The organism is Streptomyces sp. NPDC046122 (genome assembly GCF_056429965.1).
On record NZ_JBWKLQ010000006.1, the window covers coordinates 17,716 to 41,357 of the forward strand.

The 23,642-nt window shown below is 73.1% G+C and carries 21 protein-coding genes, 1 pseudogene and 1 riboswitch; of the genes and pseudogenes, 10 read left to right on the forward strand and 12 right to left on the reverse strand.

Annotated features, from left to right (window positions below):
* Nucleotides 1–17 precede the first annotated feature (17 nt).
* Entirely contained in the window at nt 18–1,952 is a 1,935-nt protein-coding gene (locus AC07FK_RS18170; RefSeq protein ID WP_479105901.1) for a sensor histidine kinase, read from the reverse strand.
* Nucleotides 1,953–2,199: 247 nt separating this feature from the next.
* Nucleotides 2,200–3,435 carry an MBL fold metallo-hydrolase gene (locus AC07FK_RS18175; protein WP_479105902.1) on the reverse strand — a complete coding sequence of 412 codons (1,236 nt, stop codon included), beginning with the start codon at nt 3,433–3,435 and terminating at the stop codon, nt 2,200–2,202.
* A 213-nt stretch (nt 3,436–3,648) separates the two neighbouring features.
* Here AC07FK_RS18175 and AC07FK_RS18180 point away from each other — a divergent pair, with 213 nt between their 5' ends.
* A complete protein-coding gene (locus AC07FK_RS18180; RefSeq protein ID WP_479105903.1) occupies nt 3,649–4,830 on the forward strand; it encodes a Glu/Leu/Phe/Val dehydrogenase dimerization domain-containing protein in 1,182 nt (393 codons plus the stop codon).
* 505 nt (nt 4,831–5,335) lie between these two features.
* Here AC07FK_RS18180 and AC07FK_RS18185 read toward each other — a convergent pair.
* Nucleotides 5,336–5,914 (reverse strand): hypothetical protein, encoded by a 579-nt coding sequence (locus tag AC07FK_RS18185; RefSeq protein ID WP_479105904.1) that lies wholly within the window; start codon nt 5,912–5,914, stop codon nt 5,336–5,338.
* A gap of 353 nt (nt 5,915–6,267) precedes the next feature.
* On the opposite strand from AC07FK_RS18185, the pseudogene AC07FK_RS18190 reads away from it, so the two are divergent.
* A pseudogene (locus AC07FK_RS18190) lies at nt 6,268–6,459 on the forward strand (TetR family transcriptional regulator C-terminal domain-containing protein); the annotation flags it as partial.
* A gap of 49 nt (nt 6,460–6,508) precedes the next feature.
* On the opposite strand, the gene AC07FK_RS18195 reads toward AC07FK_RS18190, so the two are convergent.
* Nucleotides 6,509–7,276, reverse strand: coding sequence for an SIMPL domain-containing protein (locus tag AC07FK_RS18195; protein WP_479105905.1), 768 nt, complete (start codon nt 7,274–7,276; stop codon nt 6,509–6,511).
* A gap of 180 nt (nt 7,277–7,456) precedes the next feature.
* On the opposite strand from AC07FK_RS18195, the gene AC07FK_RS18200 reads away from it, so the two are divergent.
* Nucleotides 7,457–8,344, forward strand: coding sequence for a carbohydrate kinase family protein (locus AC07FK_RS18200; protein WP_479105906.1), 888 nt, complete (start codon nt 7,457–7,459; stop codon nt 8,342–8,344).
* 15 nt (nt 8,345–8,359) lie between these two features.
* Here the strand turns inward: AC07FK_RS18200 and AC07FK_RS18205 are convergent, their stop codons facing one another.
* Entirely contained in the window at nt 8,360–9,361 is a 1,002-nt protein-coding gene (locus AC07FK_RS18205) for a DUF6745 domain-containing protein (protein ID WP_479105907.1), read from the reverse strand.
* A gap of 115 nt (nt 9,362–9,476) precedes the next feature.
* Nucleotides 9,477–9,803, reverse strand: a complete 327-nt coding sequence (locus tag AC07FK_RS18210) for a hypothetical protein (RefSeq protein ID WP_479105908.1) — start codon at nt 9,801–9,803, stop codon at nt 9,477–9,479.
* Between the two features lie 173 nt (nt 9,804–9,976).
* Between AC07FK_RS18210 and AC07FK_RS18215 the strand changes: the two genes are divergently transcribed.
* The 6 genes from AC07FK_RS18215 to AC07FK_RS18240 are packed head-to-tail and all read left to right on the forward strand — an operon-like array spanning nt 9,977 to nt 16,139.
* Nucleotides 9,977–10,930 carry an STM4015 family protein gene (locus AC07FK_RS18215; protein ID WP_479105909.1) on the forward strand — a complete coding sequence of 318 codons (954 nt, stop codon included), beginning with the start codon at nt 9,977–9,979 and terminating at the stop codon, nt 10,928–10,930.
* Nucleotides 10,931–10,937: 7 nt separating this feature from the next.
* Nucleotides 10,938–11,906 carry an STM4015 family protein gene (locus tag AC07FK_RS18220; RefSeq protein ID WP_479105910.1) on the forward strand — a complete coding sequence of 323 codons (969 nt, stop codon included), beginning with the start codon at nt 10,938–10,940 and terminating at the stop codon, nt 11,904–11,906.
* A 25-nt stretch (nt 11,907–11,931) separates the two neighbouring features.
* The gene (locus AC07FK_RS18225; protein ID WP_479105911.1) at nt 11,932–13,077 is read left to right on the forward strand and encodes an STM4014 family protein; all 1,146 of its coding nucleotides are present in this window, start codon (nt 11,932–11,934) and stop codon (nt 13,075–13,077) included.
* Between the two features lies 1 nt (nt 13,078).
* A complete protein-coding gene (locus tag AC07FK_RS18230) occupies nt 13,079–13,891 on the forward strand; it encodes an STM4013/SEN3800 family hydrolase (RefSeq protein WP_479106184.1) in 813 nt (270 codons plus the stop codon).
* Nucleotides 13,888–15,234 (forward strand): STM4012 family radical SAM protein, encoded by a 1,347-nt coding sequence (locus AC07FK_RS18235; RefSeq protein ID WP_479105912.1) that lies wholly within the window; start codon nt 13,888–13,890, stop codon nt 15,232–15,234. Before AC07FK_RS18230 ends, AC07FK_RS18235 begins: the two co-directional genes overlap by 4 nt.
* Before the next feature lie 8 nt (nt 15,235–15,242).
* A complete protein-coding gene (locus AC07FK_RS18240) occupies nt 15,243–16,139 on the forward strand; it encodes an STM4011 family radical SAM protein (protein ID WP_479105913.1) in 897 nt (298 codons plus the stop codon).
* On the opposite strand, the gene AC07FK_RS18245 is transcribed toward AC07FK_RS18240, so the two are convergent.
* The gene (locus AC07FK_RS18245) at nt 16,092–16,883 is read right to left on the reverse strand and encodes an SGNH/GDSL hydrolase family protein (RefSeq protein ID WP_479105914.1); all 792 of its coding nucleotides are present in this window, start codon (nt 16,881–16,883) and stop codon (nt 16,092–16,094) included. The genes AC07FK_RS18240 and AC07FK_RS18245 overlap by 48 nt on opposite strands.
* 185 nt (nt 16,884–17,068) lie before the next feature.
* Nucleotides 17,069–18,004, reverse strand: a complete 936-nt coding sequence (locus tag AC07FK_RS18250; RefSeq protein ID WP_479105915.1) for a M23 family metallopeptidase — start codon at nt 18,002–18,004, stop codon at nt 17,069–17,071.
* A 2-nt stretch (nt 18,005–18,006) separates the two neighbouring features.
* Nucleotides 18,007–18,176, reverse strand: a riboswitch (cyclic di-AMP (ydaO/yuaA leader).
* 460 nt (nt 18,177–18,636) lie between these two features.
* Here AC07FK_RS18250 and AC07FK_RS18255 point away from each other — a divergent pair.
* Complete coding sequence (locus AC07FK_RS18255; protein WP_479105916.1) at nt 18,637–19,461, forward strand: tyrosine-protein phosphatase; 825 nt, start codon at nt 18,637–18,639, stop codon at nt 19,459–19,461.
* Here AC07FK_RS18255 and AC07FK_RS18260 read toward each other — a convergent pair whose 3' ends face one another.
* Genes AC07FK_RS18260 through dxs form a run of 4 tightly spaced genes read right to left on the reverse strand, consistent with a single transcriptional unit; the run spans nt 19,462 to nt 23,585 of the window.
* Nucleotides 19,462–19,614, reverse strand: a complete 153-nt coding sequence (locus tag AC07FK_RS18260) for a DUF6126 family protein (protein WP_453402666.1) — start codon at nt 19,612–19,614, stop codon at nt 19,462–19,464.
* 1 nt (nt 19,615) lies between these two features.
* On the reverse strand, nt 19,616–20,218 hold the full coding sequence (locus tag AC07FK_RS18265) for a helix-turn-helix domain-containing protein (protein ID WP_479105917.1): 603 nt from the start codon (nt 20,216–20,218) through the stop codon (nt 19,616–19,618).
* Between the two features lie 59 nt (nt 20,219–20,277).
* Nucleotides 20,278–21,675: an aspartate aminotransferase family protein gene (locus AC07FK_RS18270; RefSeq protein ID WP_479105918.1), complete on the reverse strand. Its 1,398-nt coding sequence runs from the start codon at nt 21,673–21,675 to the stop codon at nt 20,278–20,280.
* Entirely contained in the window at nt 21,672–23,585 is a 1,914-nt protein-coding gene (gene dxs, locus AC07FK_RS18275; RefSeq protein ID WP_479105919.1) for a 1-deoxy-D-xylulose-5-phosphate synthase, read from the reverse strand. Before dxs ends, AC07FK_RS18270 begins: the two co-directional genes overlap by 4 nt.
* Between the last annotated feature and the right edge of the window lie 57 nt (nt 23,586–23,642).

A 23,642-nucleotide genomic window follows, 5' to 3' on the forward strand; every position in this document is an offset into this window, starting at 1 on the left:
GGGGGCGGGGGCCGTGGTCAGCCCGCGTCGCCCTCGCGCGGGTGGTACAGCTCCGGATACCGCTCCGGCGCGGGGGTGAGCGTCGGGCCGGACGCCGGTGGGGCGACGGGGTACGGCGCCGGGTCGGGGTGCGGTACGGGGTACGGGTACGGCGCCTGGTCCGGGTGCGGTACGAGGTGCGGGTGCGGGGGCTGCAGCTGGTCCGGCGGGAGCACGGAGTGCGGGTCGGGCTGCGCCTCCGCCAGGCCGATGCCCCGCTGGAAGGCGGCCATCAGCCCCGGGTCGTGCAGGGCGGGGTACTCGTCGTCCCGGCGCGGGGCGGGGGCGTCCCTGAGCTGCGGGACGAGGTTCTCCTGGCTGCGGCGCACGGGCAGGCTGGGCCGGCTCGTGGTGCCGCGCACGTATCCCTCGGCACGCGGCTGGGCCAGCGTGTGCACCGGCTCGGCGGACCGGTCGGGCCGGGCGGAACGGTCGCCGCCGGGGCGGGCGGCGGCCGGAGTGGGCCGGTCCTGCCGCGCTCCGCGCACAGGGAGCGGCGCGGGGCCTTCGGCGTTGACTGCCGGGGCGGGGGAAGGGGCCGGCGCGGCTGCCGGGGCGGGGGAAGGGGCCGGCGCGGCTGCCGGGGCGGGCGGCGCGGGAGCGGGCGGTGTCGGGGCGGACATGTGGGGAGACGGCGGGGCGGCGGGCGCCGGAACGGACTGCTGGGTTCCGGCGGTCGCGGCCGGGGCGTTCCGGTCGTCTTCGCCCAGCAGCGCCTGCGGCAGGACGAGTACGGCCTGGACGCCGCCGTAGATGTTGGGCTGGAGCCGGACGGTGATGCCGTGTCTGCGGGCCAGTGCCGACACCACGAAGAGACCGATGCGCCCGTCCTGGAGGAGCCGGCCGACGTTGACGTTGTCCGGGTTGTGGAGCAGGGCGTTCATCTTGTTCTGCTCGGCGAGGGGCATGCCCAGGCCGCGGTCCTCGACCTCGATGGCGAGTCCGGCGGTGACGTGCTGGGCGCGGAGCAGGACGGTGGTGTGCGGGGCGGAGAACACCGTGGCGTTCTCGACGAGTTCGGCGAGCAGGTGGATCACGTCGGCGACTGCGTGGCCGCGCAGGGTGCCGTCGATGGGCGGCACCAGCTTGACCCTCGAGTACTGCTCGACCTCGGCGATCGAGGAGCGCAGCACCTCGGTCATGGTCACCGGGTTGCTCCACTGGCGGCGGGAGACCGCGCCGCCGAGGACGGCGAGGTTCTCGGCGTGCCGGCGGATGCGGGTGGCGAGGTGGTCGACGTGGAAGAGGCCCTTGAGCAGCTCGGGGTCCTCGACGTCGTTCTCCAGCTCGTCGAGCAGCTGGATCTCCCGGTGCACGAGGGACTGGAGCCGGCGGGCCAGGTTGACGAAGACCTCGACCATCTGGTCCGCGCCCGCGCTGTCGTTGAGCTGCGCGGCCTGCACGAGGGCGGTGACGGCGGCGTCGTGCGCCCGTCCCATTTCTTGTTCCAGCCGGTCGAACTCGTCGCCGCCCGGCGTGGCCGGCGGCGGCGGACGCCGGGCGGGCGGTCCTTCGCCGCGCCGCAGCTGCTCCAGCACCGCGCGCAGGTCGGCCTGCCCCCGCGCGCCGGCCCTGCGCAGCGCGGTGCAGCGGTCGAGCACGGTCTTGGCGGCGCGGTCGGCGGCCACGACCGCCGCCGCGAGCGAGACGACGACGAGCGCTCCGGCCCCGGCGAGCGCGACCCATAAGCTGCGGTCGGGCCGGGCGGCGGCGGTCGCGTGGAGGGTGCACAGTACGGCCGCGACGCCGCTGAGGGCGACGACGACGGCCGGCAGGACGGCGGCACGCAACAGCTGAGGCCGTATGTGCACGTCGGGCATCGGCTGGGGTGGCTGGGGCCGGGCGCCCGGCCGTCCGTGCCGGCCGCCCTCGCGGCGCTCGGCGCGCGCGGCGGGTGCGCGAAGTTGAGACATCAGAGTCCTCGGTACGTGGGGCCCCAGGGATCGGCGTACTGCGTCTGCTCGACCACGGTCGGTCCGGGCTCAACGTGGGTGATGTGGCCCCGTGTTGATCACCGGGCACTCACAGTAGTCGGCAACCTTCCATGATCGACGCCCTGTTGCCAAACTTGCCCGCACAGCGTCCCGCTCTGGTATGACGCCTCGTACTACAGACCGAAAAACCTATGGCTCCCGCAGCTCCGAACACCCCTTCGGCCCGCTACACCGCGGGCGCGGTCTCCGGCTCCCCCGTGTCGGCCGCACGGCCCGGGCCCACCGGCCGCCCGGACGGGGCGGGCCGCCCGCCGCCGGGGCCGCCCGCCACGGGGCCGGCGGCGACCGCGCGCCACCACGGCGCGACGGGAAGGGCCTCGGCCCCGGGCTCGAAGGGCTCGCCGGGCCGCGGCAGCACGATGCGGGCGCCCGCCTCCTCGGCGGCCGCGACGCTGCCCTCGGCCGGGGCGGACCAGGAGTGCGGGGCGAGGTTGAACGTGCCCCAGTGGATCGGCAGCATCGGGCCGCCCGTGGGGCCGTGCGCCGCGACGCCCTGGAGGTCCAGGTGGGCGCGCATGCCCTCGGCCGGGGTCATGTGGATGTCGGGCCAGTATTCACTGTACGCGCCGATTTGGATCATGGTCGCGTCGAACGGGCCGTGCTCGGCGCCGATCTCCTTGAAGCCGTCGAAGTACCCGGTGTCGCCGCTGTGGTAAACCCGGTGCTCCGGTCCCGCGACGGCCCACGAGGCCCAGAGGGTGTGCTGCCGGTTGCGCAGGCCCCGGCCGCAGAAGTGGCGGGCCGGGGTCGCGGTCAGGCTCAGTCCGGCGATCTTCACCGTCTCGTTCCAGTCCAGCTCGTGCACGCGGTCGGCCGGTACGCCCCAGCGCTCCAGGTGGGCTCCGACGCCGAGCGGCACGGCGAAGACCGTGCGAGTGCCGGCGAGGGCGCGGATCGTGGGCATGTCGAGATGGTCGTAGTGGTCGTGCGACACGACGACGACGTCGAGCGCGCCCAGCGACGCCAGAGGCACGGGGACAGGGTGCAGCCGCTTGGGGCCGACGAAGGAGAAGGGGGAGCAGCGCTCGCCCCACACCGGGTCGAAGAGCACGCGCCGCCCGTCGATCTCGGCGAGCACGCTCGAATGACCCATCCAGGTGAGGCGCAGCCCCGTGGCGGGCGGCGCGGCCAGGTCGCCGAGGGTCGTGGTGTGCAGGGGAACGGCGCCGAGGGGCGTTCTGCGGCGGCGCTCCTCCTTGCGGAAGTACACCTTCATCAGCTCGAGCGTCGACCCGGAAGGACGCGTCCGGGCGCCCGACGGGTTCTGGAAGACCCCGTCGACGAAGCGCGGCGAGCGGCGGATGCGCTCCATCCGCTCCCCCGCCGGGTCCGCGCCGAAGGGGGCGGTCCGCAGCGAGCGCAGCCGGGAGCGCAGCGGGGGCAGGGGGTCGGCGCCGGTCACAGGACCTCCAGGGGCTCAGGTCCTCCCATTATGAGCGCCGGGTACGACAGCGCGGGAAAGGAGCCGTTACGGGTCCGGGTACGGCGGGGGTGCGGAGCGTCGTACCGTGGCCGCTACCCCGACCCGGCCGGGTGCGGCACGCTCGGGTACGCACTGCCCGCGCCGCCACCCGAGCGAAGGCGGCGCGCCCGCCGTCCCCGAGGAGAGCACCGCATGCACGCCGCCCCCCTGATCTCGCAGACCTGGACCGATCACGTCACCGGGCGCCGGGGTTTCCTGGTGGTCGACCGGCTCGTACGAGGCGTCTCCAGCGGCGGTCTGCGCATGCGCGCGGGCTGCACGCTCGACGAGGTCACGGGCCTGGCGCGCGGCATGACGATGAAGGAGGCCCTCCACTACAACCCCGAGGGCCGCTACGTCCCGCTGGGCGGTGCCAAGGGCGGCATCGACTGCGACCCGCGCGACCCCGAGGCGTACGGCGTCCTGGTGCGCTACCTGCGTGCCATGCGCCCGTACATCGAGAACGTCTGGACGACCGGCGAAGACCTCGGTCTGACCCAGGACATCGTCGACGAGGCGGCCGCCGAAGCAGGTCTCGTCTCCACCGTCCAGGCCGTGTATCCGCTGCTCGACGACGAGGTGGCGGCGCGCCGGCGGCTCGCCGACGCGTTCGCCGTCGAGGTCGACGGCATCGGGCTCGATGAGCTGGTCGGTGGCTGCGGGGTCGCCGAATCGGTGCTCGCGGCGCTCGACCGCGCCGGGGTCGCCCACGCGGGGACGCGTGTGTCCGTGCAGGGCCTGGGCACGATGGGCGGCGCGACCGCCCGCTTCCTTTCGCGCGCGGGGCTGCGGGTCGTCGCCGTGGCCGATGTGAAGGGAACCATCGCGAACCCGGACGGCCTGGACGTCGAGGCGCTGCTCGCCGCCCGTGACGCGTACGGGGCCGTGGACCGGGCGGCGCTGCGCCCCTCGGACGTCGAGCTGCCGGGTGACGCGTGGTTGTCGGCAGAGGCGGAGGTGCTGGTTCCGGCGGCTGTCTCGTACGCCGTCGACGCCGCTGACCAGGGGCGGATCACCGCCCGGTGGATCGTCGAGGCGGCGAACATGCCGGTGCTGCCGGAGGCCGAGGAGCTGCTGGCGGAGCGCGGGGTGAGCGTGCTGCCGGACGTGGTGGTCAACTCCGGCACGAACGCGTGGTGGTGGTGGACCCTCTTCGGCGACATAGGCGCCGACGCGGACGAGGCGTTCGCGTACACGCGGCGTTCGATGCGCGCGCTGGTCGACCAGATGCTGGCGCGGGCCGAGACGAACGGCACGACGCCGCGAGCGGCGGCCCACGCGATCGTCGCCGAGCGCCTGCCGGTGATCGCGGAGCGGTTCGGGTGGTACAGGTGACGCGCCCAGGGCCGTCCACCGGACCGGCCTCCGTCTTCAACCCGCCTCCGTCGCGGTCATGGGGTGCTGGCCGGCTTCGGGGCCCTGGAGGGACGGACCGCCGTACGGCCCATCCCTGGCCAACCCCTGTGGCGGCGCACTGGCGGCGTGTGATTCCTGCCCGGCGTGGACGCGCTGCCGCAACCGCCGGGCCGGTCAGCCGCGTGACCTTCCGCGCCGGAAGGGAGGGCCCCACCGTCGCCCCGTCGCGCTTCCGCTGCCGGCGGGGGGGCCGCAGGCCGCGGCCGCCCGTCGAATCCTCGGTCTTGAGGCGGGCGGCTGCCGTGCTGGAGCCCCGCGTACGGCGGTTGTGGACGTGCCCCGCCGCGACGAGCGGGACCGTGCCGTCCGTCTCGCGTGGCGCGACCGAGTTGCGCGTAACGCGATGTCGACCGGCGTACCGGCGGCGGCGCTGGTCGCACAGGGCCGAGGCGAGGCGTGCCGGGACGGTCGCCGCCGTGTGGTGTCAGACCGTGGTCGTCGCGGTCACCAGGCGATGGCCGCCCAGCACAGCGGAGAGTTCCGCGAGGAACCGCCCCGCCGGCGGCGGCCAGTTCCACATGACCAGGCCCAGGTGGGCCACGGCGACCGGCGGATCCATCGTCCACGCGAGGAACGGGGACCGCTCACCGCAGCGCACGCAGGCCCCGCTGCCCGGACCCGTACCGCCGAACCAGGCGTACAGGTCGTCGGCCAGCGGGGCCCACGTCCGGGTCCACAGGTCGGGGCCGCTGTCGGCCAGCTCGGTCGTCGCGCCGCAGGCCGGGCAGGTGGCCGTCCAGAGCTCCGCGCCCACGTACACGCGCCGCTCGATCTCCATGCCGACGCCGCACGCTCCGGCGCGCGCCGCCACCTCGTCCTCGGTGACGGCGCGCGCCGCGTGCGGTCCGGGCGCCCTGCCGAGCTCGTCGCCGAGCAGGCAGTTCGTGAGCTCGCCCTCGACGATGCCCCGGTGCTCCAGCCAGTCCATGACCCGGCCGGCGAGCCCGGCGGCTTCCTCCGGCCGGGCGTCGACATCGGCCACCCATACGTACGCATCGCCCATGCGCCGCACGTTATCCCGTACGCCACATCCCTTCGCGCGCCGTGTCTTCGCCGCCTGTGCGCGGGCGACGAAACCCGACCCACCAGGAACAGCGGCAGCGGTACGACCTGGCTGAGCGTGTACGCGAGCCGTTCCCCCCGCGAAGGACTCGGGCGCGCGTCAGCCCCCGCAGTACCGAGCCTCCGACGCCGAAGCGAACCGGATCCGTACGACGACGGTGCGCGGCACTTCGCACCCTGGGCACTCGCAGTCAGCAGAGGGGCTGTGCCGTCGCGCGTCTCACCGGGCTGTCACAGAGTCGGGCCGTCCGCATCGCCGGGCCGGCCGGATGTCCGTGTGCAGACACCTCACGTTTGGGCGAGTTCCGGTGCGAGGACCCCGCGTCCGCGGCCTGGCGGCTGACCGCCCTGCTGGACGGTCTCGCCGTCCAGATGACCTCGTACACGGGGGCCTTGTCCCGTGCCACTCTGCTGGAATGGACCGATGACGCGCTCGCCCGCGAACTGGGCCTGGACCGCGCGGCGCCGGCGGCCGGGGGACGCTGACGTCCTGGTCCCGGCCGGCTCTTCAGGAAGCCGCGCGGGTGCGGTGAGCTCAGTACAGCTCGTACACCGCGGTGACGGCGACCTCCTCGCGGATCTCGCCGGGCGCGACCGGCACCTTCCCGGCCTCGAACGCGGCGCCGGGCACCTCCACGGGGCGGTGCGTCCCGCTGCCCGTCTCGGTGACCGACACGAGCCGGCCCAGGCCCCGGCCGCTGAGCCGCGCGTACTGCTCGGCCTTCGACCGCGCGTCGGCGTGCGCGGCCTCGCGCGCCCTGGCGCGCAGCGCGGACGGGTCGGCCACGTCGAAGGTGACTCCGTGGATCCGGGCCGCGTCGCCCGCCGCCGCCGTCACGGCTTCGACAACCGTGCCCGTCCTGTCGAGGTCACGGATCCTGACGGAGAAGGACTGCCCCGCCTGGTAACCGGTCAGCTTGGAGGCGGCGCGGTCGGTGTGCTGGTAGACGGCGTTCAGCGACAGGCTCTCGGTCTGTACGTCCCGGTCGGCGATGCCCAGGTTCCGCAGGGCGGCCAGCACGGCCTTGGCCGCCGCGGACTGCGCGGCCAGGGCCCGCTTCGCGGTCGGTTCGGTGGCCTCGACGGCGACGGCGAGGATCGCCATGTCGGGGGCGGCAGACGCTCTGCCCTCGCCGCCGACCGAGACGGTGGTGGCCTCGCGGTCGCCGCCGGGGACGGTGGCCGCCGCCGGGCCGGAGAGGAACGCCGCTGCCGCGGGGGCCGCGCCGAAGGCCGGTGCGACGCCGCCGAGGAGGAGGCCGCCGGCGAGCGCGGCGGCGGTGAGGGCCGTGCGTACGTACATGAGGAGAGGTCCTTCCCAGGGGGTGTGCCCCCATCCCAGCACCCGCGGGCCCCTGGACCGGTCACGCCACTCCAGCCCTGTCACCTCTCCGTACCAGACATACTGCTCCCAGGGGATCCGGAAGGGGTTGCGGTGTCTGAACAGCGGTCTGAACTACCGTCTGAAGTACGGTCGGATGACGTGGTGTACGACGTCCTGGTCGTCGGCGGCAGCGGGGTGGACACCGTCGTCCGCGTGGACTCGCTGCCCGTACCGCCCGCCGACTCGTTCGGCGTTCCGCCCATCCGCGAGTGGCCGGGGCACACGGGCGGGAACGTCGCACTGGGCTGCCGTGCCCTCGGACTCGACGTGAAGTTCCTGGACTTCATCGGTGACGACTGGATCGGCGGCCAGGTGAGGGAACGGCTCGCCAAGGGCGGTGTCGACTTCGAGCCGCTCATCTCGCCGGCGGGTACGCGCCGCGCGGTGAACCTCGTCGACGCCACGGGGCGCCGGACGTCCTTCTACGACGCCCGCGATCCCGGCGGTCTGCGGATGCCACGCGACTTCTACCTGCCCCATCTGCGGCGGGCCGGGCACGTCCACCTGTCCGTCATGGACTTCGCCCGGCACCTGTTCGACGACATCGAGGAACTGGGCCTGCCGGTCTCCACCGATCTGCACGACTGGGACGGACTGGCCGACCACCACCGGGAGTTCGCCCTCCGCGCCGGCCTGGTGTTCCTCAGCGCGGCGGGCGCCGGTGAGCGGATCGCCGACGTGATGCGGGACATCCTGCGCGAGGGCCGCGCCGAGGCCGTCGTGGCCACGGCGGGTGCGGGCGGCTCGTACCTGCTGACGCGGGACGGCAGCCGCACTCCGCGCCACTTCCCGGCGACCGTGCCGCCCGGCCCGGTGGTGGACTCCAACGGGGCCGGGGACGCGTACGTCAGCGGGTTCCTGTACGGACGCCTCTCCGGCCGGGGGCTGGAGGAGTGCGCCCGCCTCGGCTCCCTCGCGGGAGCCCACGCGTGCACCGCGGAGGGCAACACGGACCTGATCGGCCCCGGCGACCTCCTCTCCTCCTAGCGCGGAGGGCGTCCGTCAGGTCTGCCGCACGGGTTCGTACGCCTCCTGGCCGAGCCCGAACGTCCAGGCCACTCCCTCCTTCGCGGTCCGCGTCGCCGGCGGCACGCGCAGCCAGTACGTCCGGTACGTGCCGTCCGGCTCGGGGGTGGAGTTGACCACCTCGACCATCACCACGTCCTCGTCGCCCTGCAGGGATATGCGCCACAGGACACCGGTCTCGTCGCGGTGCACCGGCTGCGCGCCGGACTCGTCGAGGTAGCGGTCGTAGCCGTAGTGCTCCAGCATCACGCGGCGCAGTTCGGCGTTCTCCTCGGCGCGGATGCGCTCGGGCGTCAGGGACGAGAGTTCGTCGAGGAAGGCGGCGGGCACGGGCATGCCGCGCCAGGCGTACAGGGCGAACCCGTCGGGGAAGGCCAGCGCGGGGCCGTCGCCCCGGTCGAGCCGACCGGCCTCGTCGCGGTGAAGCTCCACGGGCCGTTCGCAGATCACCGCGGCGTTCTCGTACGGCCACCACCAGCCGGCGTGCCTGGCGACCTGCGCCAGCCCCGCGAGCCGCTCTCCCCGGCCGTCGAACGCGGCGAGCCAGGCCGCGTCGTGCTGGCCGAGCACCGCGTCCAGCAGGACCAGCCGGACATCGGACTCGTCCTGCGGTTGCTCCATCAGTTCGGCGACGATCCCCACCCGTATCCGCTCGGCCAGTTCCCTCGTCGTGTCCCACAACTGGGCTCCGGTGGCCGACCACAGCTGCGCCCACCCCGCCGGGCCCAGTTCGTCGTGCAGCCGCCGCCGCTCCTCGGCCCACGGTCCGGTGCGCACCTCGTCGCGCACCGACCGGCCGGCGCCCGACAACCGCTCCACGGTTTCGACCGCCGCCTTGGGCGAGTCGGCCCAGACGATCCGCTCCGGCTCCGCGAGACCCGCCGTGCGGTAGGCGAGCCGCACTCCCTCCTCCGCGGCCGTGCGGTCCGCCGCACCGGTCGCCGCCGCGACAGCCCGCCACGTGTTCACCTGCTGCATCGCATTCCCTGCCCTCTGATCCCGTTCCTGATCCTGATGTCGGTCGCGCGCCTGCGAACCCCCGGTCCCCCACCCTTTGTCGGCGCGCCTCCCCCGCGTCCACCGCGCCGGCGGGTCAGTCGGCGACGATGCGGACCGCCCCCGGTACGTACTCGCGCTGGCGCACCACCCGGTACCAGCCCTTGGGCAGCGGTATCACCGCGTGCTCCTCGTGCACCACCCGTCCGCCCTCGGGCAGATGCAGCAGCATCGGATCGAACGGACCGGCTTCCCGCAGCAGTCGCCCCGGCCCCTGCACCGCGTGCGCATGCCCCGTGACCTCGCCCAGCGCCAGCACCAGCCGCCCCCGCGCGTCGCGTCGTTCCCCCGGGGCGTCGATCAGGTGCGGCGGCACCGCCGACTCGTCCAACGGCACGACGAGCACGTCCCCTTGCCGGTACATGGCTGCCTCCCCTCCCGGGCCGCACACCCTGTGCCGACCCACCGAAAACGCTACGGCCAGGGTCTGACAATCGCTGCTGGCCTGCGAAAAGGAACCCACTCGCAGCATTGTCAGTGCCGCTTGATAAACCTTTCGCACGTCAGTCGCACGCACCACGTCAGGAGACCAGGGCCATGTCCGGTGTGGACCATCTGCAGGAACTGCTCGGCCTCCCGGCCGTCGACTTCCGTCCCGGCGAACCCGCCTCGGCGCTGCCGGCCGCGGACGCCGCGGCGTGGCGCATCGCCGTGGACCCGTTCGAGGACGAGGACGGGCCGTGGGACGAGAGGTTCGAGGCCTTCCTGAAGGCCGTCGATCCCACGCGGGTCCGTGCGCTGATCATCGGCCAGTGGGGCGAGTCGTACGACGCGGACTCCTCCTACCCCATCGGTCTGGTTCTCGCGGCGGCCGACCGGCTGACCTCCCTGGAGGCCCTCTTCGTCGGTGACCTCACCCAGGAGCAGGCCGAGATCTCCTGGATCGAGCAGTCCGACGTCACGGGCCTGCTCGACGCCTTCCCCCGGCTGCTGGAGTTCGGCGTACGCGGCGGTCAGGGTCTCCTCTTCCCCCCGGTGCGGCACGAGCGGCTGCGTTCCCTCGTCTTCGAGTCCGGCGGTCTGCCGGCGCAGGTGGTGCGCGGCGTCACGGGGAGCGAACTGCCGTCCCTGGACCACCTGGAGCTGTGGCTGGGCGTCTCCGAGTACGGCGGCGACACCGAGATCGCCGATCTCGCGCCGCTGCTCTCCGGCACCCGCTTTCCCGAGCTGCGCCATCTCGGGCTGCGCAACAGCGAGATCCAGAACGAGATCGCCGCGGCGGTGGCGTCGGCTCCCGTCGTCGCCCGGCTCGACACGCTCGACCTGTCGAACGGCACGCTCGGCGACGAGGGTGCGGCAGCGCTCCTCGAAGGGCAGCCGCTCACCCACCTGGAACTGCTCGACCTGCACCACCACTTCCTCTCCGGGGAGATGGAGCGGCGGGTGGCCGATGCCCTGGAGCCGCACGGCGTGTGCGTCGACCTGTCGGACCGGCTGGAGCCGTGGGACAACCGCGGCGCCGAGGGCCGCTACACCGCTGTGGCGGAGTGACCCGGCCATGACCGACATCGAGCACCCCGCGACGTTCCACGGCCTGCCCGTCTTCACCCTGCCGGAACCCGGCGACCAGCACGCCGCCCCTCTCCCGGCCGCGGACTCCGTGGCCTGGCGCCTCGACTGTCTCTGGAACGAGGACAGTCCGTTCTCCGAGCTGTGGCCCCGCTTCCTCGAATCCGTCGACTCCACGCGGGTGCGGGCCCTGCTGATCGGACCCTGGTGGCACGACGAGTACGAGCCCCTGGGGCCCGCCCTGGACCGCGTCCTCGCGGACGCGGACCGCTTCCCCGCTCTGCGCGGACTGTTCCTCGCCGACGTCGTCAGCGAGGAGTGCGAGCTGTCGTGGCTGGAGTTGACCGACGTCACCCCGTGCGTGGAAGCCTTCCCGCGGCTCGAGGAGCTGACCGTGCGCGGCTGCGGTGAATCGCTCAGCGACACGGACCGGCTGGACCTGCGACCGCTGCGCCACGAGGCGCTGAAGGTACTGCGCTTCGAATCCGGCGGTCTGCCGGGCTCCGTGGTCCGTGCCGTCGGGGCCTCCCGTCTGCCCGCCCTGGAGCACCTGGAGCTGTGGCTGGGCGTCTCGCACTACGGGGGCGACGCCACGGTGGCGGACCTCGCGCCCGTGCTGTCCGGCGGCGCCCTGCCGCGCCTGCGCCACCTGGGCGTGCAGAACAGCGAGATCCAGGACGAGATCGCCGCGGCCGTCGCGTCGGCTCCCGTCGTCGCCGCTCTGGACACACTGTCCCTTTCCATGGGCACGCTCAGCGACAGCGGCGCGCACGCCCTGCTCGGCGGTCAGCCGCTCACCCACCTGAGCGCACTGGACCTGCACCACCACTACATCACCGAGCCCGTGCAGCAGCGCCTGCGCGAGACGCTGGAACCGCACGGCGTGCGGATCGACCTCGAAGGGCCCGACCACTGGGACCCGGACGACGAAATCCGCTATGTCGCCGTCGACGAATAGAGCGGGCGCAGCGGGCGGTGCGGAAATGGGCGGAACGGGCGGCGAAGGCGACGTGGCCCCGCGCTTCGCGGTCGTCGGCAACCCGGACAACCGCCGCGTCGCCCTCTTCCAGGAGGCCGTGTCCGCGGCCGGGCTCCCCGCCGCGCGGCTCGTGCCCTGGCGCGACGTACTCGCGGGCCGGGCCGCCCATGCGTTCCGTCCGGGAGAGACCGTACGGATCGACTCACCCGGCGAGGACCCCGAGGTCGACCGGCTCCTGCGGGGTGTCGCCGACGCCACGCGCGTGGAGGGCTCCGCCCTCTGGTACGAGCGGTTCACGGCGGCCGTACGGGAAGTGGGACGGGCTGCCGCGGGCTGCGTCCTGCTCGACGACCCGGACGAGCTGGCGGTGCTGTTCGACAAGCGGCTGTGCCACGCCGTGCTGCACGACGCGGGCGTCCCCGTGCCGCCCTCACCGACCTCCGGCGCCGCGTCGCCGCCCGTGCGCGGCTGGGAGGACGTACGGGAGCTGCTGCGTACGCACCGCATCCCGCGCGCCTTCGTGAAGCTCGCGCACGGATCATCGGCCTCCGGGGTGCTGGCCGTGGAGACGGCGGGCCCCGGACGGGTGCGGGCCACCACCTCGGTCGAGCGCGACGCGCGCGGCCGGCTCTTCAACTCCCTGCGGGTGCGCCGCTGTACGACCGAGTCCGAGGTGGCGGCCGTCGTGGACGCGCTCGCGCCGGACGGACTGCACGTCGAGCGGTGGCTGCCGAAGGCCGCGCAGCGGGGCCGGGCCGCCGACCTGCGGGTGGTCGTGGTCGGCGGACGGGCGACGCACGCCGTCGTACGGACGAGCCGCTCCCCCATGACCAACCTCCACCTCGGCGGCGCGCGCGGAGACCTCGACGAAGCCAGGGCCGCCATGGAGGCGGCGGGCGGCGGCTGGGACGAGGCCGTGGCGGTGTGCGAGCGGGCGGCCGCCTGCTTCCCGCGCACCCTCTGCGTGGGCGTCGACCTGCTGCCCGCCGTCGGCTGGCGGCGCTTCGCCGTCTGCGAGGTCAACGCCTTCGGCGACCTGCTGCCCCGCCTCACCGGCCTGCCCGGCAGCGGCGCCGAGGGCCTCGACACCTACGCGGCGCAGGTCGCCGCCGTACTGCGCACGACAAGGAACCACCATGCGATCCCCTGACATGAACGAGATCGTCGGCAGCCACGATCTGCTGCTCGTCACCCTCGACACCCTGCGGTACGACGTCGCCGCCGAACTCGCCGCCGCGGGCCGCCTGCCGAACCTGGCCCGGCACCTGCCCGGCGGCGTATGGGAGAAGCGCCACGCGCCCGGCAGCTTCACCTACGCCTCGCACCAGGCGATCTTCGCGGGATTCCTGCCCACGCCCGCCGCCCCCGGCCCGCACCCCCGGCTGTTCGCCGCGCGGTTCGCCGGCAGCGAGACGACCGCCGAACGCACCTTCGTCTTCGACGCGCCCGACCTCGTCTCGGGCCTCGCGGACGCCGGCTACCGCACGGTCTGCGTGGGCGGCGTCGGGTTCTTCAACCGGCAGGGCCCGCTCGGATCGGTACTGCCGGGGATGTTCCAGGAGAGCCACTGGGAGCCTGAGTTCGGCGTGGCGTCGCCCACGTCCTTCGAGGAGCAGGTGGCCCGCGCCGAGCGGGTCGTCGCCGGGCTCCCGGCGGACCGGCGGCTGTTCCTGTTCGTCAACGTCTCCGCCCTGCACCAGCCCAACTGGTTCCACCTGCCGGGCGCCACCCGCGAGGCCGGCGACTCGCGCGCCACCCACGCGGCCGCCCTGGAGTACGTCGACCGGCACATCGGCCGCCTGTTCGCCGCCGCGAGCAGCCGCCGCCCCTGCTTCGCGATCGTCTGCTCCGACCACGGAACGGCGTACGGCGACGACGGCTACACCGGCCACCGCCTCGGCCACGAGGCCGTCTGGACCGTCCCTTACGCCCACTTCACCCTCGACCAAGGGGCCACCCGATGAGCACCGCACCGCCCCGCCCCTATCAGAGCTACGTCTACGCCTACCCGCACAAGACGGCGTACCGCGAGCTGACCGACCGCCCCGCCCTGCGCGCACTGTGGGCGGACGAACCCAAGAGCGCCCTCTCCCTCTACCTCCACATACCGTTCTGCGAGGTCCGCTGCGGCTTCTGCAATCTCTTCACCCGTATCGGCGCACCCGACGAACTGACCGGCCGGTACCTCGACGCGCTCGACCGCCAGGCCACCGCCGTCCGCGACGCCCTCGACGACAGCGAGGGCGGCGACGGCAGCGGCGTGCGCTTCGCCGCCGCGGCCTTCGGCGGCGGCACCCCCACGTTCCTCGACCCCGGCGAGCTGGAGCGGCTCTGCGACATCGCGGAGAAGCGCATGGGCGCGGACCTCCGCGCCGTACCGCTGTCCGTCGAGGCGTCCCCGGCCACCGCGACCTCCGACCGCCTCGCCGTCCTCGCCGCCCGCGGCACGACCCGCCTCAGCCTCGGCGTGCAGAGCTTCGTCGACTCCGAGGCCCGCGCGGCCGTGCGCCCCCAGCGCCGCGCCGACGTCGAGACGGCCCTCGCCGCCGTCCGCGACGCCTGCATCCCCGTCCTCAACATCGACCTCATCTACGGCATCGAGGGCCAGAGCGCCGCCACCTGGCGCACCTCGCTCGACGCGGCGCTCGCCTGGCGGCCGGAGGAGCTCTACCTCTATCCGCTGTACGTACGCCCCCTCACCGCCCTCGGCCGGATCGGCGCCGAGGCCGACGCCGCCTGGGACACCGAGCGCCTGCGGCTCTACCGCCAGGGCAGGGACCACCTGCTCGCCCACGGCTACGAGCAGGTCTCCATGCGGATGTTCCGCCGCGCCGACGCGCCCCGGCAGGCGGCCGACGACTACGCCTGCCAGACGGACGGCATGATCGGCCTGGGCTGCGGAGCCCGTTCGTACACCTCGGCGCTGCACTACTCCTTCGACTACGCCGTCGACATGCGCGAGATCCGGAAGATCATCGACGACTACACCCGCGCCGAGGACTTCACGCGGGCCGTGACGGGCCGGTACGTCGACGCCGGCGAGGCCCGCCGCCGCCATCTGCTCCAGTCGCTCCTCCAGGCCGAGGGCATGCCCCTGGCCGGGTACGCCGACCGGTTCGGCACATCGCCCGCCGAGGACTTCCCCGCCGAACTCGAACGGTTCGCCGCCCTCGGCTGGCTCGACGAGAGCGCGCCGAAGGGCCTGCTGCGGCTGTCCCCGGAAGGTCTCGCGCACTCGGACGCGCTGGGCCCCGAGCTGTTCTCCCCCGCCGTACGGGCCGCCATGGCCGCGTACGAACCGAAGTGAGCCCTGCCGTGGACCTGACGATCCTGTACCGCGGCCCGCTCGCCTCCTGCGACTACGACTGCCCGTACTGCCCCTTCGCCAAGCGGCGCGACAGCGCCGAGCAGCTGCGCGCCGACCGCGCCGCGCTGGAGCGCTTCACCGCGTGGGCCGCGGCGCGGACCGACGACCGGCTCTCGGTGCTGTTCACGCCGTGGGGCGAGGGCCTGGTCCGCTCCTGGTACCGCCGCGCCCTCACCGAGCTGTCCCGGCTGCCGCACATCCGGCGCGTGGCCATCCAGACGAACCTCAGCTGCCGCACCGACTGGCTCACCGGCGGCGACGCCGACCCGGACACGCTGGCGCTGTGGTGCACGTACCACCCGGGTCAGACGCCGTACGACCGCTTCCTCGCCAAGTGCCGCGAACTGACGGCCGGCGGCGTGCGTTTCAGCGTCGGCGTGGTCGGTCTGCCCGAGCACCTGGCGGAGGCGCGCCGACTGCGCGCCGAGCTCCCCTCCGAGGTCTACCTGTGGGTCAACGCGGCGGAGGGCCGCACGTACACGGACGCCGAGGCCGACCGGTGGACGGCGCTGGACCCCCTCTTCCCGTACAGCCGCCACCCGCACCGCTCGGCCGGTCTCCCCTGCCGGACCGGCGAGTCGGTGATCTCGGTGGACGGCGACGGCACGGTACGCCGCTGCCACTTCGTCCGCGCGGAGCTCGGCAACCTCTACGACGGCTCGTACCGCCGGGCCCTGCGCCCCCGCGCCTGCCCGCTCGCCGTCTGCGACTGCCACATCGGCTACGTCCACCTGGAGACGCTGCCGCTGTACGACGTGTTCGCGGGCGGCGTCCTGGAGCGCGTGCCCCCGGACCTCTCACAGGGGCAGCAGGTCGGGCCTCTTCGCCTCGACGTGATCACCTGAGGACTCCCCGCGCAGCCGCCGCCCGATCCACGGCACCAGGTGCTCCCGCGCCCACTGGACGTTGTCCCGGCGCGCCTCCAGCGAGTTGCGCGGGGCCATCGGCGGCCACGCCTGGTCCGGGTCGGCCGGCACGTCGAGCCCGAGCACCTGTGCGGCGCGCAGCGCGACGCGGGTGTGCCCCTCGGGCGAGAGGTGGAGCCGGTCGCCGTCCCAGGCACGCCGGTCCTGGACGGACTTGAGCGACCACAGGTCGAGCACCGGGCAGTCGTACCGGTCGGCGACCGCCCGCACGTGCGCCGTGTACGTCGCGATCTTGCCGCGCAAGTGGCGCAGGACGGGGACACCGCGGGTGTCGAAGCCGGTGGTCACCAGCACGGTGCCCACGGCGTCGGTGAGCTCCGCGACGGCCCGCTCGAAGCGCTCGGCGACGTCGTCGGGGTCGCTGCCCGGCCGGAGGATGTCGTTGCCGCCGGCGCAGAAGCTCACCAGGTCGGGAGCCAGTGCCTTCGCGCGCGGGACCTGCTCGGCCACGATCTGGTCGAGGAGCCGGCCGCGTACGGCGAGGTTGGCATAGCGGAACGTGTTCTCGGGGACGCGGTCGTCGAGGAGTACGGCGAGCCGGTCGGCCCAGCCGATGAACGCACCGCCGGGACCCGGATCTCCGACCCCTTCGGTGAAGCTGTCGCCGATCGCCGCGTACGACCCGATGGTGCCTGCACTGAATGATCTCGAATCGTCTGCCACGTCGGTACATCCTTCACTGGAGCGAGTGACCTACGCCACCGTAGGGAGGGGTTGACGGGGGGTGATATAAGACACCGGTCAAGATTCACCCAACTCGGAATAGACCCGCAATGCGCGTACGCCCCCTTTGCCGTCGCGTGTGACGGCAAAGGGGGCGTACGGAAGTGCCCTGACGGAGTGAAGCGTCAGATGGTGACGCCGTGGCCGCGGAGGTAGGCCAGCGGGTCGACGTCCGAGCCGTAGCTCGGGCCGGTCCGGATCTCGAAGTGCAGGTGCGGGCCGGTGGAGTTGCCCGTGCTGCCGGAGAGGCCGATCTGCGTGCCGCCGCCGACGCTCTGACCGGCGGAGACGGACAGCGAGGAGAGGTGGGCGTACTGCGAGTACCGGCCGTCCTCGTGCTTGATGACGACCTCGTTGCCGTACGCGCCGCTCCAGCCCGCGGAGACGACGGTGCCGGCGCCGACCGCCTTGACCGGGGTACCGCTGGACGCGGCGAAGTCGACACCCGTGTGGTAGCCGCTGGACCAGCTGCCGCCGGCCATGCGGTACGGGGTGGTGACACCCGCGGCGACCGGGGAGGTGAACCCGGAGCCGGTGTTCCGCGTGGTCGAGGCGGGCTTCTGGGTCTCGGTCTGCGCCTCGGCCTTGGGGGCGGCCTTCGGGGCGGCGGGCGCGGGCTTGGCCGCCGGGCGCTCGGCCTTCGCGGGGGCGGGCTTCGCGGGGGCCGCCTTCGCCGGGGCGTCCGCCTTCGCGCCGATGGTGAGCTTCATGCCCGGCAGGATCAGCGAGGGATTGCCGCCGACGACCTCGCGGTTGTCCTCGTACAGCTTCTGCCAGCCGCCCCGCACGTCCTGCTCGTCGGCGATCTTCGACAGGTAGTCGCCGGAGACCACGGAGTACGTCCGGGTGGACGCCTTCTTCTTCGGCGTCGCCTTCTCGGCGGCGGCCGGGGCGGCGGCCTTGCCCGCGGCCGTGGTGGCCGGGGCAGCCTTCTCGGCGGCGTTGGCGCCGGTGGCGGCGATGAGGGGCAGGGCGAGTACGGCTCCGCCCGTACCGGCGGCGACGAAACCGCGGGTGAGCGGGTTGGACCTCGGGCGGCGGTGCTTACCCTTTGCGGGCATGGAACATTCCTCTCCGGCGCCTACGAGGTGAGCTGTCGGGTTCGGACTGGAGATGTCCGGCCGCTGGCGCGACTTCACCCCAAAGCCGGTTTCCGGAAGTGGTAGTTCCGGTTGCCGGCGTACTTACCTGGTTCCCCCGCTCCTGCCACGCGTGAGTGAGTGTGAGTGCGGATTCCGGGAGGTGGCAGGATTCGGCGGTCCACCCGGATTGACGGTGACCGTAAGCCGACGCGGCTCCCCCGTACAAGCCGGTCCATTCACCGCGCGATTGCAGTAGGGGAATGCACGACCCAATTCCCGTCACCCTGCGTGGATTACGGATCTTTGCGCCCCGCCTGTGAACTGGCATGCGCCCACGGCGCTTCGCCACGCACCGTCACGAATATGATCCTGCTCACCAGAGGTGTCACCATTCCCCCTGGCCACAGGGTGAGTTGACCCGTAATAGTCCGTTTCACCCCAAGAGTGAGTTACGGGTGGTCTTAGGTGCGTAAGACCGTCATGCGGCCGCGCCGCCCCTGCCCGCCCCGAGGCATTTGTCCGCGGAGATGATTGCCCCGGGAACCCGTGTCGTATCGTCGAAACGCGCCGAAGTCGGCGAGCAGCGCCGACGGCAGACTTCAGGAGCCCACGTGACACAGCAGCTGCCGCAAGTCCCCCCGGTCCAGGCCGCGTCGGAGCCGGAGCTCGCCTCGGTGCGCAACTTCCGCGACGTGGGCGGACTGCCGACGGTGGACGGGCGGCGGGTCCGGCACGGCGTGCTGTTCCGCAGCGGTCATCTGGCGCACGCCACCGCGGCGGACGCGGCGTTCCTCGGCTCGCTGGGCCTCCACACGGTCTTCGACTTCCGCAACGAGGCCGACCAGAAGCTGGAGGGCCCGGACGTCGAGCTGCCCGGCGTGCGCAACGTGAACCTGCCGCTGACCGACCCGGCCGACGGCGCCGTGTTCTGGAAGATGGTCCGCGACGGGAACCTCGACGAGCTGCGCGAGATCCTCGCGGACGGCAAGGCCGCGGACCGGATGTCGGCGACGTACCGGGTGATCATCAAGGAGCGTACGGCCGAGCACAGCCAGGTGCTGCACGCCCTCGCCGAGGACAGCGTGCCCGCGCTGATGCACTGTGCGGCGGGCAAGGACCGCGCGGGCCTGTCGATAGCCGTGACCCTGCTGGCGATCGGCGTCGAGCGCGAGGCGATCGAGGCGGACTACCTGAAGTCGAACGACCCGCGCCGCCGCTACAAGGTCCGCCGCAGCGACGACTCGCCGGCCGCGATGTCCCCCGAGGTCATGGAGCTGCTCAGTCCGCTCTTCGAGGCCCGCGCGGAGTACCTGGCCGCCGCCTTCGAGACGATCGAGGAGATCTGGGGCAGCACCGACCGCTACCTGGCGGAGGGGCTGAACGTCACCCCGGAGATCCGTGAGCGGCTGCGTGCGCGGCTGCTCGACGCGAGCTGATCAGCGCGAGCCGCCGAGCGTGAAGAGCAGGTAGACGAAGGCCGCGAACAGGTGGCCCGCGACGACGTACACGAAGACGCGGATCGCCAGGCCCCTGGGGATCCTGTCCTCCACGAAGCGGCGTGCGGCGGTCTTCTCTTCCGGCAGCGGCATGTCAGGTCTCCTGAGGAAGGCACAGCCCGGCGGTGGCGCTCTGCAACAGCGTGTGGACGAACAGCAGGTCGGCCCCCTCGGGGCCGGCCGCGGCGATGCGGTGCGGGGTCAGCGAGTCGTAATGGGCGCTGTCCCCGGCGTCGAGCCGGTGCACGCTCTCGCCGAGCACCAGCCGCAGCCGCCCCGACAGGACGTACAGCCACTCCTCGCCGGGGTGGACGCGCACCAGGTCGCCCTGAGCGCCGTACGGCACGTGCACCCGCAGCGCCTGCATGGCGCGCCCCGAACCGCCGGCCCGGTGGTACGTCCAGCCGTCGGCCTCCCGCGCCTCGGCGTCGCCGGCGCGCAGTACGGCGTCCCGGTCGCCCGGGGTCTCGCCCAGGAGCGCGGAGACCGTCGTACCGTAGACACGGGCCACCGCGAGCAGCATCGGTAGCGAGGGCTGGCGCTGTCCCGTCTCCAGACGGGACAGGTGCGCGGGTGAGAGCCCGGCGCGGCGGGCGGCCGCCTCCAGCGTGAGACCGCTGTGCCTGCGCAGGTCGCGCAGGCGCGGGGCGACGGAGGGCAGCGCCTCTTCGGGCGGCTCTTCGAGGCGGGGTGTCATGCGTCCATTGGGCCAGAGTTCTTACCTCACGGGCAAACTCTTTGCCTCACAGGCAAAAACTAGCGGTTGGCGACCGCCTGCTTCACCAGGGTCCTGCCGAAGTCCCACATCAGCCCCCCGCCGCTGTGCGCGTCGTCCATCACCTCGGTGAACGCGCCGACGAACCGCTCCACCTCCGCCTCACCGATGATCAACGGCGGAATCAGCTTGATCACCTCCAGGTGGTCGCCGGAGACCTGGGTCAGGATCCGGTGCCTCTGGAGCAGCGGTACCACGACCATCTGCGCGAAGAGTCCCTTGCGCGCGGCCTGGAGCACGGCCCAGCGGCTCCGCAGCTTCAACGAGCGGGGACGGCCGAACTCGATGCCGATCATGAGTCCGCGCCCGCGGACGTCGTGCAGCAGCTCGTACCGGTCGACGAGGGCGGTCAGCCGCTCGCGGAGCAGGTCGCCGGAGCGCCGGGCGTTCGCGACGATCTCCTGGTCCTCCATGACGGTCAGAACGGCAAGGCCCGCCGCCATGGCCTGCGCGTTCGAGCCGAAGCTCGCCGAGTGCACCAGCACGCGGTCCATCGACGAGTAGACCCGCTTGAAGATCCAGTCCTTGCCGAGGGTCGCGCCGACCGGCACGTACCCGCCGGAGAGGGCCTTGGCGACGCACAGCAGATCGGGCTCGACGCCCTCCTCGTGCTGGTACGCGTAGAAGTCACCGGTCCGGCCCAGGCCCGTCTGCACCTCGTCCGCGATCAGCAGCGCCTTGTGGCGGCGCAGCAGCTCCTGGGCGGCGCGCAGGAATCCGGGCGGGCACTCGTGCACCCCCTTGCCCTGGATCGGCTCGACGACGAAGCCGGCCACGTCGCCGCGCTTCAGCTCACGCTCCAGCGCGTCCAGGTCGCCGAGCTCGATCGCGGTGTCGGGCAGCAGCGGCGCGAAGCCGTCGCGGAAGCCCGCCTCGCCGTTCACCGACAGCGAGCCCGTCGTCAGACCGTGGAAGGCGTGGGAGCAGTACAGGATCCTGGGTCTGCCCGTCGCGTACCGGGCGAACTTCAGCGCGGTCTCGACGGCCTCCGTGCCGCTGTTGCCGAAGAACACCCGGTCCAGGTGGGGGCTGTGCGTGAGCAGCTTCTCGGCGAGGAGTCCGGGCAGCGGCTGGCAGTCGAAGCGCGTCAGGTCGGCCAGCGAGGCGTCGAGGACGTCGTGCAGCGCCTCGCGTACGACCGGGTGGTGCCGGCCGAGGCCCATGACGCCGAACCCGGCCAGCATGTCGAGGTAGTCGTTGCCCTCCGCGTCCCAGAAGTAGGCGCCCTCGGCCCGCTCGTAGACCTTGTCGAAGCCGATGGTGCGGAGCATGCGGGGCAGCTGGTGGTTCAGGTGTCTGGTGTGCAGTGCGTAGCGCTCGGCCCCCCGGTCCGCGAGGAGCCGGGCCAGGTCGAACCTCTTGGGGGCGACGTCCGTCATCGCGCTGCCTCCTCGGTGCTGCCCGCCGCGGCGGCCCGGCTCTCACCGGCCGCCAGAGCGAGGCTGATGCGCCCGGCCATCGACGCGGGTGTGAGCCCGATGTCGGCCAGCACCTCGCCGCGCCGGGCGTGCGCGAGGAACTGCTCGGGGATGCCGTACGTCCGCAGCGGTACGTCGACTTCGGCGTCCCGCAGCGCCTGCCCGACGGCCGAGCCGACGCCGCCGCTGCGGCTGTTGTCCTCGACGACCGCGACGAGGCGGTACCGCTCCGCGAGCGGCGCGAGCTGCTCGTCGACGGGCTTGACCCAGCGCGGGTCGACGACCGTGCACCCGATGCCGCGTTCCGCCAGCAGCCCGGCGGTCTCCAGGCACACGTGGGCGAGCGCGCCGACGGAGACCAGCAGGACGTCGGGCGCACCCTCCTCACTCAGCACGTCCGTCCCGCCCACCCGGCCGACGGCCGGGATCGCCGGCCCCACGGCCTCCTTGGGGAACCGCAGGACGGTCGGCGCGTCGTCGACGTCCACGGCTTCGCGGAGCTGGGCGCGCAGCTGGGCGGCGTCGCGCGGCGCGGCGATCCGCAGGCCGGGTACGACCTGCAGCAGCGACATGTCCCACATGCCGTTGTGCGAGGGCCCGTCGGTCCCCGTGACGCCCGCCCGGTCGAGGACGAAGGTCACCCCGCACCTGTGCAGCGCCACATCCATGAGCAGCTGGTCGAAGGCGCGGTTGAGGAAGGTGGCGTAGACGGCCACGACGGGGTGCAGACCGCCGGTGGCGAGCCCGGCGGCGGAGACCGCCGCGTGCTGTTCCGCGATGCCCACGTCCCAGACCCGGTCGGGGAAGGCTTCGGCGAACTTCGTCAGCCCCACGGGGTGCAGCATGGCCGCCGTGATCGCGACGACGTCGGGGCGCTCCGCGCCGATCTTCGCGATCTCGTCCCCGAAGACGGAGGTCCAGGAGGGCCCGCCTGCCGGGGAGAGGGGCTCGCAGGTGAGCGGGTCCATCGCGCCGACCGCGTGGAACCGGTCGGCCTCGTCCTGCTCGGCGGCGGCGTATCCGCGCCCCTTCTGGGTCAGGCAGTGCACCAGCACGGGTCCGTGGAAGCGCTTCGCGCGGTGCAGCGCCGACTCGACGGCCGCGATGTCGTGGCCGTCGATCGGCCCGACGTACTTGAGGCCCAGGTCCTCGAACATGCCCTGCGGGGCGAAGGCGTCCTTGAAGCCCTTCTTCGCCCCGTGCAGCGACCCGTAGAGCGGCTGCCCGATGACGGGGGTGTGCTGGAGCACGTCCTTGCCCCAGGCGAGGAAGCGCTCGTACCCGTCCGTCGTGCGCAGGGTGGCGAGGTGGTCGGCGAGTCCGCCGATGGTGGGGGCGTACGACCGCTCGTTGTCGTTGACGACGATGATCAGCGGCCGGTCGCGGGCGGCGGCGATGTTGTTGATCGCCTCCCAGGCCATGCCGCCGGTGAGCGCGCCGTCCCCGATCACCGCGACGACGTGGTCGCTCCTGCCGAGCACCTCGTTGGCCTTGGCGAGGCCGTCGGCCCAGCCGAGGACCGTGGAGGCGTGCGAGTTCTCGATGACGTCGTGCTCGGACTCCGCACGCGACGGATAGCCGGAGAGGCCGCCCTTGCCGCGCAGTTTGGAGAAGTCCTGCCGCCCGGTCAGCAGCTTGTGCACATAGCTCTGGTGGCCGGTGTCCCACAGGACGCGGTCGACGGGTGAGTCGAACACCCGGTGCAGGGCGATGGTCAGTTCCACCACCCCCAGGTTCGGCCCGAGGTGGCCGCCCGTCCGGGCCACCGCCCGGACCAGGAACTCCCGGATCTCGGACGCCAGCCGGCAGGCTTCGGCCTCTGTCAGACCCTTCAGGTCGCGCGGCCCCCGGATGTTCTCCAAGATCGTCACGCTCGGGCCCCCTCTCTGAATCCTTCAGCTCACGCTGACGGCGGGTGCTCCCAAGAA

Excerpts from the sequence above, each read along its gene's own strand:
- AC07FK_RS18170 (WP_479105901.1), bottom strand. The coding sequence starts at position 1,952 with ATGTCTCAACTTCGCGCACCCGCCGCGCGCGCCGAGCGCCGCGAGGGC.
- AC07FK_RS18180 (WP_479105903.1), top strand. The coding sequence starts at position 3,649 with ATGCACGCCGCCCCCCTGATCTCGCAGACCTGGACCGATCACGTCACC.
- AC07FK_RS18185 (WP_479105904.1), bottom strand. The coding sequence starts at position 5,914 with ATGGGCGATGCGTACGTATGGGTGGCCGATGTCGACGCCCGGCCGGAG.
- AC07FK_RS18195 (WP_479105905.1), bottom strand. The coding sequence starts at position 7,276 with ATGTACGTACGCACGGCCCTCACCGCCGCCGCGCTCGCCGGCGGCCTC.
- AC07FK_RS18205 (WP_479105907.1), bottom strand. The coding sequence starts at position 9,361 with ATGCAGCAGGTGAACACGTGGCGGGCTGTCGCGGCGGCGACCGGTGCG.
- AC07FK_RS18210 (WP_479105908.1), bottom strand. The coding sequence starts at position 9,803 with ATGTACCGGCAAGGGGACGTGCTCGTCGTGCCGTTGGACGAGTCGGCG.
- AC07FK_RS18215 (WP_479105909.1), top strand. The coding sequence starts at position 9,977 with ATGTCCGGTGTGGACCATCTGCAGGAACTGCTCGGCCTCCCGGCCGTC.
- AC07FK_RS18220 (WP_479105910.1), top strand. The coding sequence starts at position 10,938 with ATGACCGACATCGAGCACCCCGCGACGTTCCACGGCCTGCCCGTCTTC.
- AC07FK_RS18225 (WP_479105911.1), top strand. The coding sequence starts at position 11,932 with ATGGGCGGAACGGGCGGCGAAGGCGACGTGGCCCCGCGCTTCGCGGTC.
- AC07FK_RS18230 (WP_479106184.1), top strand. The coding sequence starts at position 13,079 with ATGAACGAGATCGTCGGCAGCCACGATCTGCTGCTCGTCACCCTCGAC.
- AC07FK_RS18235 (WP_479105912.1), top strand. The coding sequence starts at position 13,888 with ATGAGCACCGCACCGCCCCGCCCCTATCAGAGCTACGTCTACGCCTAC.
- AC07FK_RS18250 (WP_479105915.1), bottom strand. The coding sequence starts at position 18,004 with ATGCCCGCAAAGGGTAAGCACCGCCGCCCGAGGTCCAACCCGCTCACC.
- AC07FK_RS18260 (WP_453402666.1), bottom strand. The coding sequence starts at position 19,614 with ATGCCGCTGCCGGAAGAGAAGACCGCCGCACGCCGCTTCGTGGAGGAC.
- AC07FK_RS18265 (WP_479105917.1), bottom strand. The coding sequence starts at position 20,218 with ATGACACCCCGCCTCGAAGAGCCGCCCGAAGAGGCGCTGCCCTCCGTC.
- AC07FK_RS18270 (WP_479105918.1), bottom strand. The coding sequence starts at position 21,675 with ATGACGGACGTCGCCCCCAAGAGGTTCGACCTGGCCCGGCTCCTCGCG.